Source organism: Actinomyces israelii DSM 43320 (genome assembly GCF_000711965.1).
Lineage (GTDB): Bacteria > Actinomycetota > Actinomycetes > Actinomycetales > Actinomycetaceae > Actinomyces > Actinomyces israelii.
This window is the reverse complement of record NZ_JONS01000013.1, coordinates 14,513-30,457: the sequence shown is the minus strand read 5'-3', so window position 1 is coordinate 30,457 and position 15,945 is coordinate 14,513. Positions and strand designations below refer to the sequence as shown.

At 71.7% G+C, this 15,945-nt stretch carries 13 protein-coding genes; 8 read left to right on the top strand and 5 right to left on the bottom strand.

The features are described from left to right. Positions 1-127: 127 nt before the first annotated feature. From O145_RS05855 to O145_RS05840, 4 genes are read left to right on the top strand one after another with little or no spacing between them, the layout of a single operon-like run. A complete protein-coding gene (locus O145_RS05855; RefSeq protein WP_043560991.1) occupies positions 128-616 on the top strand; it encodes a hypothetical protein in 489 nt (162 codons plus the stop codon). Then, on the top strand, positions 613-1,806 hold the full coding sequence (locus O145_RS05850; RefSeq protein ID WP_084682418.1) for a peptidoglycan-binding protein: 1,194 nt from the start codon (positions 613-615) through the stop codon (positions 1,804-1,806). The genes O145_RS05855 and O145_RS05850 overlap by 4 nt, the downstream gene beginning before the upstream one ends. Then, positions 1,803-2,546, top strand: a complete 744-nt coding sequence (locus O145_RS05845) for an ABC transporter ATP-binding protein (protein WP_052374734.1) — start codon at positions 1,803-1,805, stop codon at positions 2,544-2,546. Before O145_RS05850 ends, O145_RS05845 begins: the two co-directional genes overlap by 4 nt. Then, on the top strand, positions 2,543-3,745 hold the full coding sequence (locus O145_RS05840; protein ID WP_043560988.1) for an ABC transporter permease: 1,203 nt from the start codon (positions 2,543-2,545) through the stop codon (positions 3,743-3,745). Before O145_RS05845 ends, O145_RS05840 begins: the two co-directional genes overlap by 4 nt. A 261-nt stretch (positions 3,746-4,006) precedes the next feature. Here O145_RS05840 and O145_RS05835 read toward each other — a convergent pair whose 3' ends face one another. Next, positions 4,007-4,432 (bottom strand): YjdF family protein, encoded by a 426-nt coding sequence (locus O145_RS05835; protein ID WP_043560986.1) that lies wholly within the window; start codon positions 4,430-4,432, stop codon positions 4,007-4,009. Between the two features lie 225 nt (positions 4,433-4,657). On the opposite strand from O145_RS05835, the gene O145_RS05830 reads away from it, so the two are divergent. Together O145_RS05830 and O145_RS05825 are read left to right on the top strand one after the other, a co-directional pair. Beyond that, the gene (locus O145_RS05830) at positions 4,658-5,137 is read left to right on the top strand and encodes a GNAT family N-acetyltransferase (RefSeq protein ID WP_043560983.1); all 480 of its coding nucleotides are present in this window, start codon (positions 4,658-4,660) and stop codon (positions 5,135-5,137) included. Between the two features lie 230 nt (positions 5,138-5,367). Next, positions 5,368-6,000, top strand: a complete 633-nt coding sequence (locus tag O145_RS05825) for a Fic family protein (RefSeq protein WP_052374745.1) — start codon at positions 5,368-5,370, stop codon at positions 5,998-6,000. A 38-nt stretch (positions 6,001-6,038) separates the two neighbouring features. On the opposite strand, the gene O145_RS05820 is transcribed toward O145_RS05825, so the two are convergent. From O145_RS05820 to O145_RS05805, 4 genes are all read right to left on the bottom strand, one after another. Then, positions 6,039-8,372 (bottom strand): prolyl oligopeptidase family serine peptidase, encoded by a 2,334-nt coding sequence (locus O145_RS05820; protein WP_043560982.1) that lies wholly within the window; start codon positions 8,370-8,372, stop codon positions 6,039-6,041. Between the two features lie 175 nt (positions 8,373-8,547). After that, positions 8,548-8,730: an Rv0909 family putative TA system antitoxin gene (locus O145_RS05815; protein ID WP_043560978.1), complete on the bottom strand. Its 183-nt coding sequence runs from the start codon at positions 8,728-8,730 to the stop codon at positions 8,548-8,550. 120 nt (positions 8,731-8,850) lie between these two features. Continuing rightward, entirely contained in the window at positions 8,851-9,510 is a 660-nt protein-coding gene (locus tag O145_RS05810; protein ID WP_156966618.1) for a hypothetical protein, read from the bottom strand. 247 nt (positions 9,511-9,757) lie between these two features. Further along, the gene (locus O145_RS05805) at positions 9,758-10,465 is read right to left on the bottom strand and encodes a hypothetical protein (RefSeq protein ID WP_043560973.1); all 708 of its coding nucleotides are present in this window, start codon (positions 10,463-10,465) and stop codon (positions 9,758-9,760) included. Between the two features lie 618 nt (positions 10,466-11,083). On the opposite strand from O145_RS05805, the gene O145_RS05800 reads away from it, so the two are divergent. Then, positions 11,084-13,798, top strand: a complete 2,715-nt coding sequence (locus O145_RS05800) for an ATP-dependent Clp protease ATP-binding subunit (RefSeq protein WP_043560970.1) — start codon at positions 11,084-11,086, stop codon at positions 13,796-13,798. Positions 13,799-14,972: 1,174 nt separating this feature from the next. Next, positions 14,973-15,683, top strand: coding sequence for a TetR/AcrR family transcriptional regulator (locus O145_RS05795; protein WP_043560967.1), 711 nt, complete (start codon positions 14,973-14,975; stop codon positions 15,681-15,683). Positions 15,684-15,945: the final 262 nt, after the last annotated feature.

Sequence of the window (15,945 nt, the reverse complement as noted above, 5' to 3'; positions counted from 1 at the left end):
GTCGGCTTCGCTGAGATTGTGCCCAGCTCCGGACGGACCGGGGCCCGGCGCTGAGCCGCCCCGGATGCCGGGGCGGCGCGCGCACGGGAGCTTCAGAACCCACGATCGAGGAATGAGGAGAGCCCCAATGAGGAACGGCAAGACGAGGATGTTCGCGGCAGCGGCGAGCGTGGTCTGCGCTCTCGGGATGGTCGCCGCGTGCGGGGGCGGCAAGTCGGCCGACGCCGCCGATGCCTCCACCAGCAGCACGGCCGATGCGGCCCAGGACTACAACCTCAAGTTCAACCAGTGCCTGCGCGACGCGGGCTTCAACGTCTCAGACTCCGACAGCGATAAAGACATCCGCACCCAGGACGTGGGCGGGGACGCGGCCGCCTTCAACACCGCCGTCGAGGAGTGCGAGAAGAAGCTCGGCACGCCGCCCGGGGCCAGCACCCAGGGACCCGACGACCCCGAGATCCTCAAGTCGAGCATTGCGCTCGCCGAGTGCCTGCGCAACGACGGCTACGACGTCAAGGACCCCGAGCCCGGCAAGGGCCTGTCCCTCGACGTCGGCGCCATTCCCCAGGAGGCCATTGAGAAGTGCGCCGCCGCGACGTCCGGGGACAGCCAGTGAGGCTCAGGCGTCGAACCCGTGACGCCGGGGGCGACCTCGCGTCCCTCATCGAGGGCGCGGGCGACCCGGCCGGTGCGGAGGCTCCGGAGAGGAAGGGCTCCGCGCACCCGACCCGCCGTCGGCTCCTCATCGGGGTCGGCGCCGCCCTCCTCCTGGTCGGGGCCGGGGCGGGCACCGCGGCGGCGGCCGGGGTGCTCCCGGGCCAGGCGAGGAAGAACGAGGACAAGCCCGCCGAGTTCACCGGCACCACCGAGGAGATCACCCGCGGGACCCTGCAGGGCGAGACGAGTGCCGCCGGCACCCTGCGCTTCTCCGACTCCCACGTGCTGCGCTCCGGATTCGAGGGCGTGGTCACCTGGCTGCCGGCGGCCGGCACAGTGCTCCACGCCGGCGACCAGCTCTACGACGTCGGCGGCGAGCCCGCCTACCTCATGCACGGCTCCATCCCCGCCTGGCGCGCCTTCGAGGACGGCATGAGCAAGGGCAGCGATGTCCAGCAGCTCCAGGCCGCCCTGCAGTCTCTGGGCTACTTCACCCGCGAGCCGGACGGCACCTTCGGGTGGTGGACCATGCGGGCGATCAGGGCCTGGCAGAAGGACAAGGACCTGGAGCAGACCGGCGCCATCCCGCTGGGGCGCGTCGTCTTCGCCCCGGACGACCTGCGCGTGGGCTCCATCAAGTCCCGCGTGGGGGACAAGGCGGCGGTCGAGGGCGACCTGTACGACGTCACCTCCACCGCCCAGGTGGTGGACGTCAACATCAAGCTCGCCGACCAGCAGCTCGGCGTCGTCGGCAACAAGGTCACCCTGCATCTGCCGGGGGCCGTCGACACCACCGGCACCATCTCCTCGGTGGGCACCCCCACGGAGAAGAGCGGGTCGGGCGACTCCAAGGAGAAGGAGCGCGTCATCCCGGTGACCATCACGCCCGACGACGCCTCGGTCACCGCGAGCTTCCAGGAGGTCTCGGTCACCGTGGGCCTGCCCAGCGAGAAGCGGGAGAACGTCCTGTCCGTGCCCGTGGGTGCGCTGGTCGCCCTGAGCCCGGAGCAGTTCGGCGTCGAGGTGGTCCAGGCCGACAACACGACCCAGCGGGTCCCGGTGACCACCGGGCTGTTCGCCGCCGGCCGTGTCGAGATCTCGGGCGAGGGCCTGGCCGAGGGGCAGCGCGTGGTGGTGCCGCAGCGATGAGCCGCATCCTGTCCCTTCGCGATGTGCGCCGCACCTACGGGGAGCCGCCCGTGGCCGCCTGCGCTGGCATCAGCCTGGATGTAGACCGCGGCGAGTTCATCGCCGTTGTCGGCCCCTCCGGCTCGGGCAAGTCGACTCTGCTCAACCTCATCGGCACCCTCGACCGGCCCAGCTCGGGAACCGTCGAGATCGACGGCCTCGACGTCGCCGGGCTGTCGGACCAGGACCTGTCGGCCGTGCGCGCGCGGCGCATCGGCTTCGTCTTCCAGCAGTTCCACCTGGCCGACGGCGTGACGGCGATCGACAACGTCGCCGACGGCCTGCTCTACCTGGGGGTGCCGCGAGGCGAGCGCCGCAGGCGCGCCGAGACTGCCCTGCGGCGCGTGGGGCTCGGGCACCGCCTGCGCCACCGCCCCCACCAGCTCTCCGGCGGTGAGCGGCAGCGCGTGGCCATCGCCCGCGCCGTCGTCGGGGACCCGCCCCTGCTCCTGGCAGACGAGCCGACCGGCAACCTCGACTCGGTCTCGGGGGCCTCGATCGTCGAGCTCCTCCACGAGCTGCACGAGCAGGGCACGACGGTGGTCGTCATCACCCACGACAACGAGCTGGCGGCCAAACTGCCGCGGCGGGTCGCCATCCGGGACGGGAGGATCGTCTCAGACTCCGCCCACCCGGAGGCGGGAGCGGCTGAGGCCCGCCCGCGGGCGGGCGAGGCGACAATGGCGAAGGAGGCACAATGAGCTCGACGACGACGCGCCCGAAGCGCTCGCACCTGCGTCCGGCCGACATCCTGCGCCTGGCCGGAACGGGCCTGCGAGCCCGACCCATGCGCGCCTTCCTGTCCGCCCTGGGCATCGCCATCGGCATCGCGGCCATGATCGCGGTGGTCGGCGTGTCCACCTCCAGCCGGGCCCAGCTCACCGCCCAGCTCGAGTCCCTGGGCACCAATATGCTCACCCTCACGCCGGGCTCCGACCTGACCGGCACCGAGGTCAAGTTCCCCACCGACGCCGTCGGGCGCGTGAACAAGATCGACGGCGTCCAGCAGTCGAGCTCGACCTCGCTGGTCAAAGCCTCCGTCTACCGCAACTCCCTGAGCGACAAGGCGGCGACCGGCGGCATCTCGGCCCTGGTGGCCGAGCCGGGGCTGCTCGACGTCGTCGCCGGCGAGGTGGACAAGGGGGCCTGGCTCAACCCGGCCACGTCCTCCTACCCGTCCACCGTGCTCGGGGCCTCCGCCGCCCGGCGACTGGGCGTGGTGGAGCCCGGCACCCAGGTGTGGCTCGGCGGGACGTCCTTCACCGTGGTGGGGATCCTCAAGCCGTCGGTGCTGGCGCCCGAGCTCGACAATGCGGCGCTCATCGGGGCGCCCGTGGCCGAGAGGCTGTTCGGCTACGCGGGCAATCCGACGACCATCTACGAGCGCAGCGCGGACAAGGCCGTCGAGCGGGTCAGAGAACTGCTCGGCCCCACGATCTCGCCCCAGGCGCCCGGGGCCGTCAAGATCTCGCGGCCCTCGGACGCGCTGGCGGCCAAGAACGCCGCCGACCAGGCCTTCACCAGCCTGCTGACCGGGGTCGGCTCGATCGCCCTGATCGTGGGCGGGATCGGGGTGGCCAACACCATGATCATCTCGGTGCTGGAACGGCGCCGCGAGATCGGCCTGAGACGGGCCCTGGGGGCGATGCGCAGCCACATCCTCATCCAGTTCCTCGCCGAGGCCCTGCTTCTGGCGGGGCTGGGAGGAGCGCTGGGCTGCGTCATCGGGGTCGGGGTGACGGCCGGGGTGGCGGCCGCCAACGGCTGGCCCTTCTCCCTGCCGGCGCTCATCATCCTGGCGGGCCTGGGGGTCACGGTCATTATCGGCGCGGTGGCGGGGCTGTACCCGGCGGTGCGGGCGGCGCGCACGCCCCCGACGGCGGCCCTCAACGCCCAGTAGACCTGCACGCAGCTCGCACGGAAGGAGGAATACAAGGAACGACAGGGGAAGATGTCCAGGCTCCGCGGTCCATTCCAGGTACGACGGCCGCGGGGATCCACCGAGTGAGAGGAGGTTCATAGCACGACGAGCCGCCGAGCGCGTGTTTCAGGGGTACGCGCCGGCGGCTCTCGTGTGCCCGCGCGCCCGTCCAGCACGCAGCCCCGCCGGCACCCTCGCCCCTCTTCGCCGAGATCGGTCCAGCTCCGCGTCGAGATCGGTTCACCGGCCCCGGTGGCGCGCTCGGGCGCGTGCGCGTCGCCTCGCCCACGCCTCCTCGCGGTCCCGACGACGTCGGGCGGCCTCGTCCTGTGCGCGGGCTGCGGCTCGTGCCTCCCGGTCTGCGGCGAGGGCCTGCTGGGAGGCGGTGGCGCCGTGCGGCTGGCGCGCCTGCCGGGCGGCCTCGCGCTGGGCGCGCTTCGGACTGCGCGCCCGCATTGCCGGGCGGCCGCCGTCGTCGATGGGCTGCGCAGCGGACGCGCGGGCAATGAGGTCGTTGCCGTGACGGCGGAGCCAGTCCTCGATCTCCGCGCCGCTCGGTTCTCGGCCGAAGACGACCCGAGCGGCTCGGATCTGGCCGCCGTCGCGCTGCTCAAGAACACCCACCCACCGGTGGCCGTCGAAGAAGATGGTGAAAGTCGTCGCCATTGTTGTCTCCAGGTACGCCGAAGCGGACCTGGTGACGCCGGATTCCTCGACGGGGCGAGGCGACGGGCACGGGCGGGGTGCCGCCCGGACTTCCTACCGGGCAGTGCGATTCGCGCACCAGGATCTGATGGAGCGATTCTACCGCTGCCGACGGAGCGCCGTGGCGCATGCCTCGACTCGGCCCGGGTGAGGGCCTTTGCTCATGCTTGGGCCCACGGTAGTTTCGTGACCGTGGATGATGCCATTGTCGTGAGACGGGCGACCGTTCCCGACGTCAGTGCTCTGGTGGCGCTGCGCGAGGAGATGTTCCGCATGACGGGGACGGCGATGACGGATGGCCGGTGGCGGAGCAACGCGCGTCGCTGGTTCCTCGAGAGGATCAGGGACCCGATATACGGGATCTTCGTCGTGCAGGCGGATCGGGAGGTCGTGGCCTGCGCGATGGGGGCGGTCCGGGACGCCGCGCCCTCGCCCGAGGTCCCCGACGGCCGCGACGTGCTGGTCAGCAACGTGTGCACTCTTCCGGCCCATCGCGGTCGCGGGCACGGCCGGCGGGCCTTCGAGGCGGTGATGCGGTGGGCCGCATCGACCGGCATCGGCCGGGCCGAGCTCATGGCCACCGAGGCGGGACAGGGCATGTACGAGCAGACCGGCTTCACGCTCAACAAGTTCCCCGCCATGCGCGCCGACCTTCGAGCGTGCTGAGGCGACGGCGTCTCGATGTGGAAGTTGTGGAAGTGAACCGATCTCGAGCCGGAAGTGAACCGATCTCGGTGCGGGTGACTCGTAGCATGGAAGCCCTGCGGATCGGGGAGGGGGTGCGGCATGCCCGAGCAGGGCGAGTACGCCATTGACCCCGCGCGCTTCGCGCGCACCCTGCGCGAGCAGCGCCGCACCCGGATGAAGGCGGCCTCTACCACCTCAACCAGGTGCTCATGGCCTACAACTCCAACCGGATCGAGGGCAGCCGCCTCGATGAGGAGCAGACCCGCTACATCTACGAGACCCGCACCATTGCCGGCGATGCCCTCCCCGTTGACGACATTGTGGAGACCGTCAACGGCTTTGAGCTGTTCGACGCCGTGCTCGACCGGTTCGACGAGCCGATCACGGCAGCGGTGATGAAGGACTACCACCGGATCCTCAAGCGCGGGACGGCCGACGCCCGCAGGCCGTCCTTTGCCGTCGGCGGCTGGAAGCGCGTGCCCAACGTCGTCGGCGGGCGGGAGACGGTCGCCTCTGGGCGCGTCGGGCCGGCGATCGAGGATCTTCTGGCGCGCACGCCGGGGTCCATGACGCTCGACGACGTCGCGGACTTCCACCACCGCTTCGAGAGCATCCACCCTTTTCAGGACGGTAACGGCCGGGTCGGCCGGATGCTGATGTTCCAGCAGTGCCTGCGCAATGGCCTCATGCCCTTCATCGTCCTCGACGCCACGAAGCTCTTCTACTACCGGGGTCTCAACGAGTACGAGCACCAGCCCGGGTTCCTGCGCGAGACGCTCCGCTCGCTGCAGGACGACTACTACGCCCGCTTCGCTCCGTTCGTCGAGGTGCTTGACGAGTAGCTCGCTGTGGCTCGGTGCAGCGGACCGATCTCGGCGGGCTAGCGCAGGGTCCGCCAGGCGAAGTCGTAGGTCAGGGCGCTCATGAAGGCCCGCTGCGCATTGGTCGAGGCCCGGCCGTGCCCGCCCTCGGAGTTCTCGAAGTACGTCACCGCCTGCCCCAGGCTCTCCAGCCGGTGGGCCATGGTGCGCGCGTGCGCCGGGTGGACCCGGTCGTCCCGGGTCGAGGTCACCAGCAGCACCGGCGGGTAGTCGTGCCCGGCCTCCAGCAGGTGGAAGGGGGAGAAGGTCCGGATGAACTCCCACTGGGCCGGGTCGTCCGGGTCCCCGTACTCGGCCCGCCAGGAGGCGCCGGCCAGCAGGTGGGTATAGCGGCGCATGTCCAGCAGCGGCACCTCGCACAGCACCGCCCCGACCAGGTCGGGGTACTGAGTGAGCATATTGCCCACGAGCAGGCCGCCGTTGGAGCCCCCGTGCACGGCCAGCCGCCCCGGCGCGGCGACGCCCCGCTCGCTCAGCGCCCGGGCGACCGCCGCGAAGTCCTCGTAGACGCGGTGCCGGTGCTCCTTGAGCCCGGCGCGGTGCCAGGCCGGCCCGTACTCCCCGCCCCCGCGGATGTTGGCAATGACATAGGTGCCGCCCCGCTCCAGCCACGCCTTGCCGGTCACCGGAAGGTACCCGATCCCCAGTGGCACCTCGAAGCCGCCGTAGCCGTACAGGATCGTCGGCCCGCCCGCGGCGCGCCCCTCGGCGTCGGCGACCGGCCGCCCGATCTGGAAGTAGGGTACGCGCGTGCCGTCCGCACTGACCGCCACGTGCTGGCTCACCTCGACGCCGGTCGCATCGAAGCGCTCCGGCGCGGCGCGCAGCACCTCGACGCCGGTCAGGGCGCCGTCGTCGTCGAGCTCGCCCGCCATGAGGGTGGTCGGCCGGGTGAAGGACGACGTCGTCAGCCACAGCCGGTCGCCCTCCCGCCCGTCGACGGCGGTGGCGCTGACCTCGATCAGGGGCCGGCCCGGGCGCAGCGCAGTGGGGTCGGGCTGCGCGTCGGGCCGCGCAGGAGCGTCGGCTTCGGCATCGGCGCGGGCGCCGGCATCGGGCCTCCCGGCCAGCGCGCCCAGGTCCAGGGGGCGGCGCGCCCACCCGCCGGTGGTGGCGCGCGGGGGCGTGAGCACCTCCAGGGCGGCCGCACAGTCGTCGAGCAGGGTGAGGGCCAGGTGGCGGGCGGTTGCGGTGAAGCCGATCAGACAGGCCGACGGCGTCGGGGCGAACAGGGTCTCGAAGTCGCGCCCGCCGGCCAGGAAGTCCTCCAGGGGCGCGGCCAGCAGCGAGCCCGCCCGGTGGACGGCGCCGCCGGTCTCCCAGTCCTCGCGCAGGCTGACCAGGAGCCAGTCCCACACGGCGGAGGCCTCCGCGGAGGCGGGCACGTCGATGTGCACGGCTCCCGGGGCCACGGTCGCGGAGGCCTCCGCCAGGGCGCCCGGTCCCGACGACGCCGGGAGGGCGGGGGCGCCGTCGGGAAGCAGCCACAGCTCCTCGGTGTAGAAGTCGGGGCGTGTGAGCAGCCAGGTGCGGCCCCAGCGGTCGCGGTGGGCCCAGGCGCCGTCGTCGTCGGCTGCGGCGGTCAGCAGGACCTCGCCCTCGGCCGGCTGCTGGCCGCGCAGCAGCCGCCTGACCTGGCGCGGGTACCCGGAGGGGGACAAGGAGCCCTCGCCGAGGTCGGTCAGGGCCAGCACCGAGCCGCCCTCGTCGTCGGCCCACGACAGCGACCCCTTGGAGGCCCCGCGGTGAAAGCCGCCCTCGGCGGGCGGGATGAAGCGCCCGGTGTCGAGGTCCAGCTCGCGGGTGACATCGGCGTCCGCACCGCCGTCGGAGAGGGTCACGAGGGCGCGCCGACCGGCCAGGGGCCCGGTGCGCAGGACCTGGGCGCCGTGCCACACCCAGGCGACGCCCTCGGTCTCGCCGAGCGCGTCGAGATCGAGCAGCACCTCCCACCGGGTGCCGGTCTCGGCGGAGGCCGCGCCTGACGCAGCGGTGCCGTTGTCGGCCCGACCGGGGGCGCCCGCGCGGTAGGACTCCCAGGTGGTGCGGCGCCACAGGCCGCGCGGGTGGTCGGCGTCGGTCCAGAAGTTGTAGAGCAGGCCGTTCGCCTGGCCGACGGCGGGGATGCGGTCGGGCGAGTCGAGGATCGCCTCGGTCTCGGCCCGGATGGCCTCGAAGCGCTCGGCTCCCTCGACGACGGCGCGGGTCGCGGCGTTGTGCTCGGCGACCCAGGCGAGGGCCCGGTCGCCCTCGATGTCGTCGAGCCAGGCGGGCACGGGCGGCAGGCCGGGCTGGGCGGGGGCTGCGTCGGTCGGGTCGGTCGGGTCGGTCATGGGGGCATTGTGCAGGAGGCTCCCGGGCGGGGGCCCGCCGGGCCCCCGCCCAGCCCAGGGGCTCGCTGGGCTGGGGCCCGTCGTCGGGCGGGCCGGCCGGAGCGCAGGAGCCCCGGCACCCCGCGGGGCGCCGGGGCTCACCTGCGATCACAGGGCCGCTTCAATGCTCCTGGGCTCAGGCGCTGCCGATCTTGGAGTCGACAGCGTCGCGCACGGCCTCGACCTGGGAGTCGAGCTTGCCGCCGGTCGCCTTCTTGGCGGCATCGGCGGCCTTGTCGAGAGCCTGATCGGTCACGGCCTCGCTCTTGTCGGAGCCGAGGAGCTCACCAGCCTTGCTCGTCAGGTCACCAAGTCCCATAGCGACCTCCTTTCGTCGGGGTGCGCGGTGCCGGGCGGCACCGGCCTGGCTACAGCATGGCACGCCGGCGCGGGCGCCGCGAGTCACAAAATGATGTGGGCGGCGGGCGGCTCGTGGGCGTCAGGACAGGGTGGAGATGATGGTGTCGGTCAGCTCCTTGGTGCGGGAGGCGTCTGATGTCAGCACCGTAATGGTCGTCCAGTCGCCGTCTTTGCTCGAGACAATGATTGAGGCGCCCTGCACCGCGGTGGCGTACTCGGTGATGGAGGAGGTCATGACAGCGGCGTCTCCGAGGGCCGTCTCGGAAACGGAGTACTCGCCCGGGGTGGCCCCCCATGTCCGGATCAGCTCGGACAGCGTCTCCTCGCTCGGCAGGGAGGAGAACTCCGCCGCCGGTGCGACGCTCACGTTCTCCGCGTAGCCCTTCTTCCTGCGCTTCGGAGCGATGGCCTCCAGGTCGACGGCCGTGAGCGCATGGGCCTCCCCGTCGGTGCCGACGCCGAGCGTCTCGGCGATAATCGCGGTCCCCTGGCCGTCGTTGCTGATCACCTTCCATTTTGCAGGGACGTCGAAGGAGATCTGCGTTGAGGGCGCCGTGACCGTCTGGTAGTCGTCGTCGGCCCCGTCGGTGGAGGCATCCGTCGGCTCGGCGCTCTGCGAGGCCGTGCCCGTTGGCGCCGTGACGCCCCGGTCATCCTCGGAGCCGATCAATGAGCAGGACGCCAGGGAGGCGGACAGCAATGCTGCTGCTGCGGCGGTCGCGCAGGAAAAGGCCTTCATGATCGTCTCCCGATATTGCAGAGGAACCGTCTATACAGTATGTGACGATCACGATCGGAGCAGACGGGGAGAAGGCCCCCGCCGGGCTGGTGCGAGTGCACCTTGCCCGGCGGCGAGGTGGCCGCTCCGGCGGGGTTCCCGTGATGGCGGTGCCCGTCTGCTCGTTCCCGCGTGTTTGCGATGAGCGTAGTCGGGACGCGGACGCGAACAGGCGTGTTGAGGAGGCGGAGGCGTCAGGGTGGGGGCGTCAGGACAGCGTGGACGTGATGATGCCGGCCAGCTCCTTGGCGCGGGAGGTCTCTGAGGTTGACACCCAGATGAGAGTCCAGGTGCCGTCCTTGGTCCGGACGGCGATTACGGCGCCCTGCACCGTGGTGGTCTGGACGGTCATGGTGTAGGTCATGACGGCGACCTCCCCGAGCGCGGTCTGCGTGGTGGAGTACTCGCCCGGTGTGCCGTTCTGCCCCTGGATCATCTGGGACATGTCGTTCTCGGTCGGCAGGGAGGTGGGCCCTGTCACCGGCTCGACGTTCACGTTCTCGGTGAATCCCTTGTCGTCGGGAGCCGTGGACATGGCCTGCATGTCGAGGGACGAGAGCATCGTGCGGACCTCGTCGGGGCTCTTGCCGAGCGCGTCCGCGATAGCCTGAACCCGCTGGTCGTCCTGGGCGGCGTCCTTGCTCAGGATCTGCCAGTTATCGGGAATGGCGAAGGAGATCTTCGACGTGGACGTGGTGACCATCTGGTATCCGGCGGGCGCCGGCTGAGCGGATACGGCTGTCGGCTGGGCCGAGCTCTCCTGATCCTTGGAGTCGCCGCTGGAATCGTTCCTGGGGCTGGTCGAGGAGCATGCCGCCAGGGACGCGGACAGGAGCGCTGCGGCAGTGACGGCGGTTACACGGTGGAAGGTCTTCATGAGTGTCTCCCGGTGCTTGGAGTCGTTGCTGAAGAACACTTCTCACCGTATGCGATGGTCCTGGCGCGGCGGTGGGCAGAAGTACCCACTGCCGGAGTCCGTCCGCTTCCCGCTCAGCCCTCCCCGGGCGCCCCCCCCCCGCGGGGCAGATCGATGCCGGGGGCGATCGCGCCGTTCGCGACCCCCGGGGCCGCCACTCGCCAGCGAGAGCCTGCGCGGCCTCCGCGCAGCGCCGGTCGCGACCCCCGGGGCCGCCGACAGCCGCCGCCACCGGTGCCGTGCCGGTCGCCGTCCGGCGGAGGTCTCGGTGTCGGCGACGGTCGTGGTTCTGGCGGCGATCATGCCGCGTGCCCGACGGCTCCGTGTCAAGGGCGCCGCGTGCGCCGGTCCTCCGTGGGCGGCGCGTGCAAGGGTCCGGCGTCTTTGCGGGGCGCGCCAAGGGGCCCGTGTGGCGCTCATCGCAGAAAGCGCCCGGCTTGCCAGTAAGCTGAGCGGAATAGACTCAGCTCTGGCGAGGTTGCACTGGCCGGAGACGCCAGGACCCCCGCGGGCCCGCGGACCGGGACCTCACCGCCACCGGCACCACCGGAGGAGCGGGCCCCCGACCGCCCCGCCCGCCAGGACCTGCGCCGTCTGAACGACTTCAAGGAGGTCCACATGGACACGAACTACACCACCCGCTCCCAGGAGGCCATCTCCGGAGCCATGCAGGCCGCCGCCGCGGCCGGCAACCCCCAGATCGACACTCTCCACCTGCTCGCCGAGCTCCTCGGCCAGGAGGACGGCGTCGCCGTCGGCCTGCTCGCCGCCGTCAACCCCGACGCCGGCGCCCGCCAGGCCATCGGCGCCGCCACCCGTCGCGCCCTCACCCAGCTTCCGACGTCGTCCGGCAGCTCGGTGAGCCAGCCCCAGCCCTCCCGCGGCCTGCTCGCCGCCCTCGAGGCCGCCTCCGCCGAGGCCAAGAGCCTCGGCGACGAGTACATCTCCACCGAGCACCTGCTCATCGGCATTGCCGCGGGCAAGCCGTCCTCCGACGCCGCCGCGCGCATCCTCGCCGAGGCCGGCGCCACCGCCGCCGCGCTGCGCGAGGCCCTGCCCAAGGTCCGCGGCAGCGCCCGCGTCACCTCGCCCAACCCCGAGGGCACCTACAAGTCCCTGGAGAAGTACGGCACCGACCTGACCGAGGCCGCCCGGGAGGGCAAGCTCGACCCGGTCATCGGCCGCGACGCCGAGATCCGCCGCGTCGTCCAGGTCCTGTCCCGCCGTACCAAGAACAACCCCGTCCTCATCGGCGAGCCCGGCGTCGGCAAGACCGCCGTCGTCGAGGGGCTGGCCCAGCGCATTGTGGCGGGCGACGTGCCCGAGTCGCTGCGCGGCAAGCGCCTGATCGCCCTGGACCTGGCGGGCATGGTCGCGGGCGCCAAGTACCGCGGCGAGTTCGAGGAGCGCCTCAAGGCCGTCCTGAAGGAGATCAAGGACTCCGACGGCGAGGTCATCACCTTCATCGACGAGCTGCACACCGTCGTGGGAGCGGGAGGCGGGTCTGAGGGCGCCATGGACGCCGGCAACATGCTCAAGCCCATGCTCGCCCGCGGCGAGCTGCGGCTGGTCGGCGCCACCACGCTGGACGAGTACCGCGAGAACGTCGAGAAGGACCCCGCCCTGGAGCGCCGCTTCCAGCAGGTCTTCGTCGGCGAGCCCTCCGTGGCCGACACCGTCGCCATCCTGCGCGGCATCGCCCCCAAGTACGAGGCCCACCACCAGGTCACCATCTCCGACGGCGCCCTCGTGGCCGCGGCCTCCCTGTCCGACCGCTACATCACCGGCCGCCAGCTGCCCGACAAGGCCATCGACCTCATTGACGAGGCGGCCTCACGCCTGCGCATGGAGCTGGACTCCAGCCCCGTTGAGATCGACGAGCTCCAGCGGCGGGTGGACCGCATGCGCATGGAGGAGTCCTACCTGGCCGACTCCATCGAGGAGGAGGGCTCCTCCGCCGACCCGGACGCCGCGGACCGCCTGGAGCGCCTGCGCGCCGAGCTGGCCGACGCCTCCGAGCGCCTGACCGCGCTCAACGCCCGGTGGGAGGCTGAGAAGGCCGGCCACAACAGGGTCGGCGAGCTGCGCGCCGCCCTCGACGACCTGCGCACCCGGGCCGACCTGGCCGAGCGCGAGGGCCGCTTCGAGGAGGCCGGGCGCCTGCGCTACGGCGAGATGCCCTCCCTGGAGGCGCAGATCCGCGACATGGAGGCCGCTCAGGCGGCGGCCGATGCTGCCGTCGTCGGGCCCGACGGCGTCGAGCGCGAGCCCGGCACCGCGCCCGAGCCCATGATCGCCGAGAAGGTCGGCCCGACCGAGATCGCCGAGGTCATCTCCTCCTGGACCGGGATCCCCGTGGGCAAGCTCATGGCCGGCGAGCAGAGGAAGCTCCTGGAGATGGAGTCCGTCATCGGCGAGCGCCTCATCGGGCAGAAGGCGGCCGTGACCGCCGTCGCCGACGCCGTGCGCCGCTCGCGCGCCGGGGTGTCCGACCCTGACCGCCCCACCGGCTCCTTCCTCTTCCTCGGCCCCACCGGCGTGGGCAAGACCGAGCTGGCCAAGGCGCTGGCCGACTTCCTGTTCGACGACGAGCGCGCCATGGTGCGCATCGACATGTCCGAGTACTCCGAGAAGCACTCGGTGGCCCGGCTCGTGGGCGCGCCCCCCGGGTACGTCGGCTACGAGGAGGGCGGCCAGCTCACCGAGGCCGTGCGGCGCCGCCCCTACTCGGTGGTGCTGCTCGACGAGATCGAGAAGGCCCACCCGGAGGTCTTCGACATCCTGCTGCAGGTGCTCGACGACGGCCGCCTGACCGACGGCCAGGGGCGCACGGTGGACTTCCGCAACGTCATCCTCGTGCTCACCTCCAACCTCGGCAGCCAGTTCCTCATCGACCCGCTGCTGAGCCCCGAGGAGAAGCGCAAGGAGGTCATGGCGCAGGTGCGCGCCTCCTTCAAGCCCGAGTTCCTCAACCGGCTCGACGACACCCTCGTCTTCGACCCGCTGAGCAAGGAGGAGCTGGGCCGGATCGTCGAGATCCAGCTGGCCAAGATGCAGGAGCGCCTGGCGGGCCACCGGCTCACCCTGTCGGTCACCGACGCCGCCCGCGCCTGGCTCGCCGACGAGGGCTACGACCCCGCCTACGGGGCGCGGCCGCTGCGCCGCCTGGTCCAGCGCGAGATCGGCGACGAGCTGGCCCGCATGATCCTGGCCGGGGAGGTCCTGGACGGCCAGGAGGTCGTGGTGGACGTCAGCCCCGACGGCGTGCTCGCCGGGCTCGCCCTGACCGCCCGCGGCGAGGCCTGGGCGCCGTCCGCAACCAGCGCCGTGTGAGCCTGGCGGGGCGGCGGGCTCTGAGGCCGGCCTGAGCCGGACGGCGTGCACCGACGGCTGGCGGGCCGGGGGCGGCAGGCGCGTTCACCTGCCGCCCCCGGCCGGGCTTCTGGGCGGGGAAGTGGGGCAGGCGGGCCGGGCCCGCGTCGAGGCCAGGCGCTCCGCAGGGTGGGTGGACGTGCGACTCGTGAGACTCGGTCCCGGATATTATGCAGAACACATAAATGGCGGCATCGGTCTCTTTCGCCCCAGTCCGATGCTGCAAACCCAATCAATCCTCCCCTGACCAGGCCTCTCATTATGGTGCGCGCTGGGCCGGGACCTTTTCTGCGCTCTTTGGGGTACGTGGTGAGACCCAGTGATATCCAGGTTGAGTAGTGAGCGGCATGTAGCCGCTTCGCTCATGCTTACGCTGGGTGCGTTGCTGCTTGTGGCGGGTTGAGCGTCGGCAAAGGAATGATGCCCTCCTCCGCCTCAGGGTCAGCAGCCGGCTGACTTCTGCGTGTGGGTGGCCGTGGAGGTGCTCTCGTTCGGGACGCTGTAGGTGCCCGCGCCGGCACCCTCCCCGTCCACCGGCGGCGGCCGCCGCCCGTTCGCCGAGATCGGTCCGCTTCCGGCTCGAGATCGGTTCAAGGGGACTCGGGGCGTCCGCCGTCGGGCCTCCATCGGCTCTCCGGGACCCCCGGGAGGCCGACCTGGACTGGCGACAACCCGAAGCTCTCGCGGTCGTGCTTGAGGGCCGCGGTCGCCGGTCGCCTAAGGTACGGCCACGCGAGCCAACGTAGGACCGCGAGGATTGAGCCTCCCTTCAGAATCAACCACCTGGAACCTTCCCGGAGCTCTCACGGTCATCCTCGAAATCATATTCGCATAAGTCCCATGGATAATCCTCATAGACTGCTGCTGCACCGGGAGGGGGCGCGGTGTTATGCGATGGGCGAATGCGTGCCGGCCTGCCGCGGCCGCCCCGCGTACCGGCGCGCAAGGAGCGCGTGCGCACCAGTTGCGGGCCGTCCCCGGGGCGGCACCCGAACTGCGGACAAGCCGAGCCCCGCCGTCGAAGAATGGTCGCGCGGCCGCCGGGCCCGCGCGCATCAGTTCCGCGCTGAGATCAGTTCGAGATATTGGGACGCGCCTGCCGGGCGCGGGCGGGACCCGGTGCCACAATGCTGGTATGAACAGTATTGACAGTGCCTCCCCCGGTGACTATCCCTCCGAGATCGAGGAGGCCGATCGGCGCAAGCCGGGCCGCCCCAGGGCCGGCGGCGAGGACAAGCGCGAGCGGATCCTCAACGAGGCCATCGCGCTGTTCGGGGCGCACGGATACGCCGGCACGTCCCTGGCCGATATCGCGACGGCGTCGGACATCTCGACGGCGGGGCTGCTGCACCACTTCTCCTCCAAGGAGGCGCTCTTCGCCCGGGTGCTGGCGCGGCGGGACCAGGACGACTTCGTCGGCGTGATGGGTGGTGGCGCGATCGAGGACCCGTGGGAGCTGCTCGACGCCTTCGTGGCGCTGGTCGCGCACAACTCGGCTCACCGGGACCTCGTGGCGATCTACGCGGCGACGGCGGTGTCCGTGCTCGACGCCGAGCATCCGGCTCACCGGTGGTTCGCCAGTCATCTGGCGGGCTCGGTGAGGATGATCGAGGAGGCGCTGGAGCGGGGGAAGGAGACGGGCACCGTGCGTCCGGAGGCTCCGTCGCGGATGATCGCCCGGTCGGTCGTGGCCCTCAGCGACGGGCTCCAGATCCAGTGGCTGTGCTCGACGACGCCGGACAGCGCCGCGGACCAGTGCCTGGCCACCTCGATGGAGCCGGAGGTCCGCATGTTCGTGGACGGGCTGCGGGAGCGGTGGCGGATCGACGCCGATGCCCGCGGGTGAACCGGTCTCGGCGCGGAAGCGAAGCGATCCCGAGCCGGGACTCGACTGATCGCGACGTCCCCCGGCGGTTCTCCGGCAGGTGTTGCGATCATGACCTGCCGGAGAACAGAGGGAGGCCCCGACACCTTGCGGTGCGGGGCCTCGTGTCGGGCTCGGGGGCGCGGTCCCTGAATCGCGACATCCCCGAACGCGACGACAGTCAACAGGGTCCCTGATCCCCTCGTGTCGTCCGCGTTCCGACGAGGAAAACTATAGGGGGTCC

Excerpts from the sequence above, each read along its gene's own strand:
- O145_RS05815 (WP_043560978.1), bottom strand. The coding sequence starts at position 8,730 with ATGGGACTTGGTGACCTGACGAGCAAGGCTGGTGAGCTCCTCGGCTCC.
- O145_RS05845 (WP_052374734.1), top strand. The coding sequence starts at position 1,803 with ATGAGCCGCATCCTGTCCCTTCGCGATGTGCGCCGCACCTACGGGGAG.
- O145_RS05835 (WP_043560986.1), bottom strand. The coding sequence starts at position 4,432 with ATGGCGACGACTTTCACCATCTTCTTCGACGGCCACCGGTGGGTGGGT.
- O145_RS05820 (WP_043560982.1), bottom strand. The coding sequence starts at position 8,372 with ATGACCGACCCGACCGACCCGACCGACGCAGCCCCCGCCCAGCCCGGC.
- O145_RS05825 (WP_052374745.1), top strand. The coding sequence starts at position 5,368 with ATGGCCTACAACTCCAACCGGATCGAGGGCAGCCGCCTCGATGAGGAG.
- O145_RS05855 (WP_043560991.1), top strand. The coding sequence starts at position 128 with ATGAGGAACGGCAAGACGAGGATGTTCGCGGCAGCGGCGAGCGTGGTC.
- O145_RS05810 (WP_156966618.1), bottom strand. The coding sequence starts at position 9,510 with ATGAAGGCCTTTTCCTGCGCGACCGCCGCAGCAGCAGCATTGCTGTCC.
- O145_RS05800 (WP_043560970.1), top strand. The coding sequence starts at position 11,084 with ATGGACACGAACTACACCACCCGCTCCCAGGAGGCCATCTCCGGAGCC.
- O145_RS05795 (WP_043560967.1), top strand. The coding sequence starts at position 14,973 with ATGAACAGTATTGACAGTGCCTCCCCCGGTGACTATCCCTCCGAGATC.
- O145_RS05840 (WP_043560988.1), top strand. The coding sequence starts at position 2,543 with ATGAGCTCGACGACGACGCGCCCGAAGCGCTCGCACCTGCGTCCGGCC.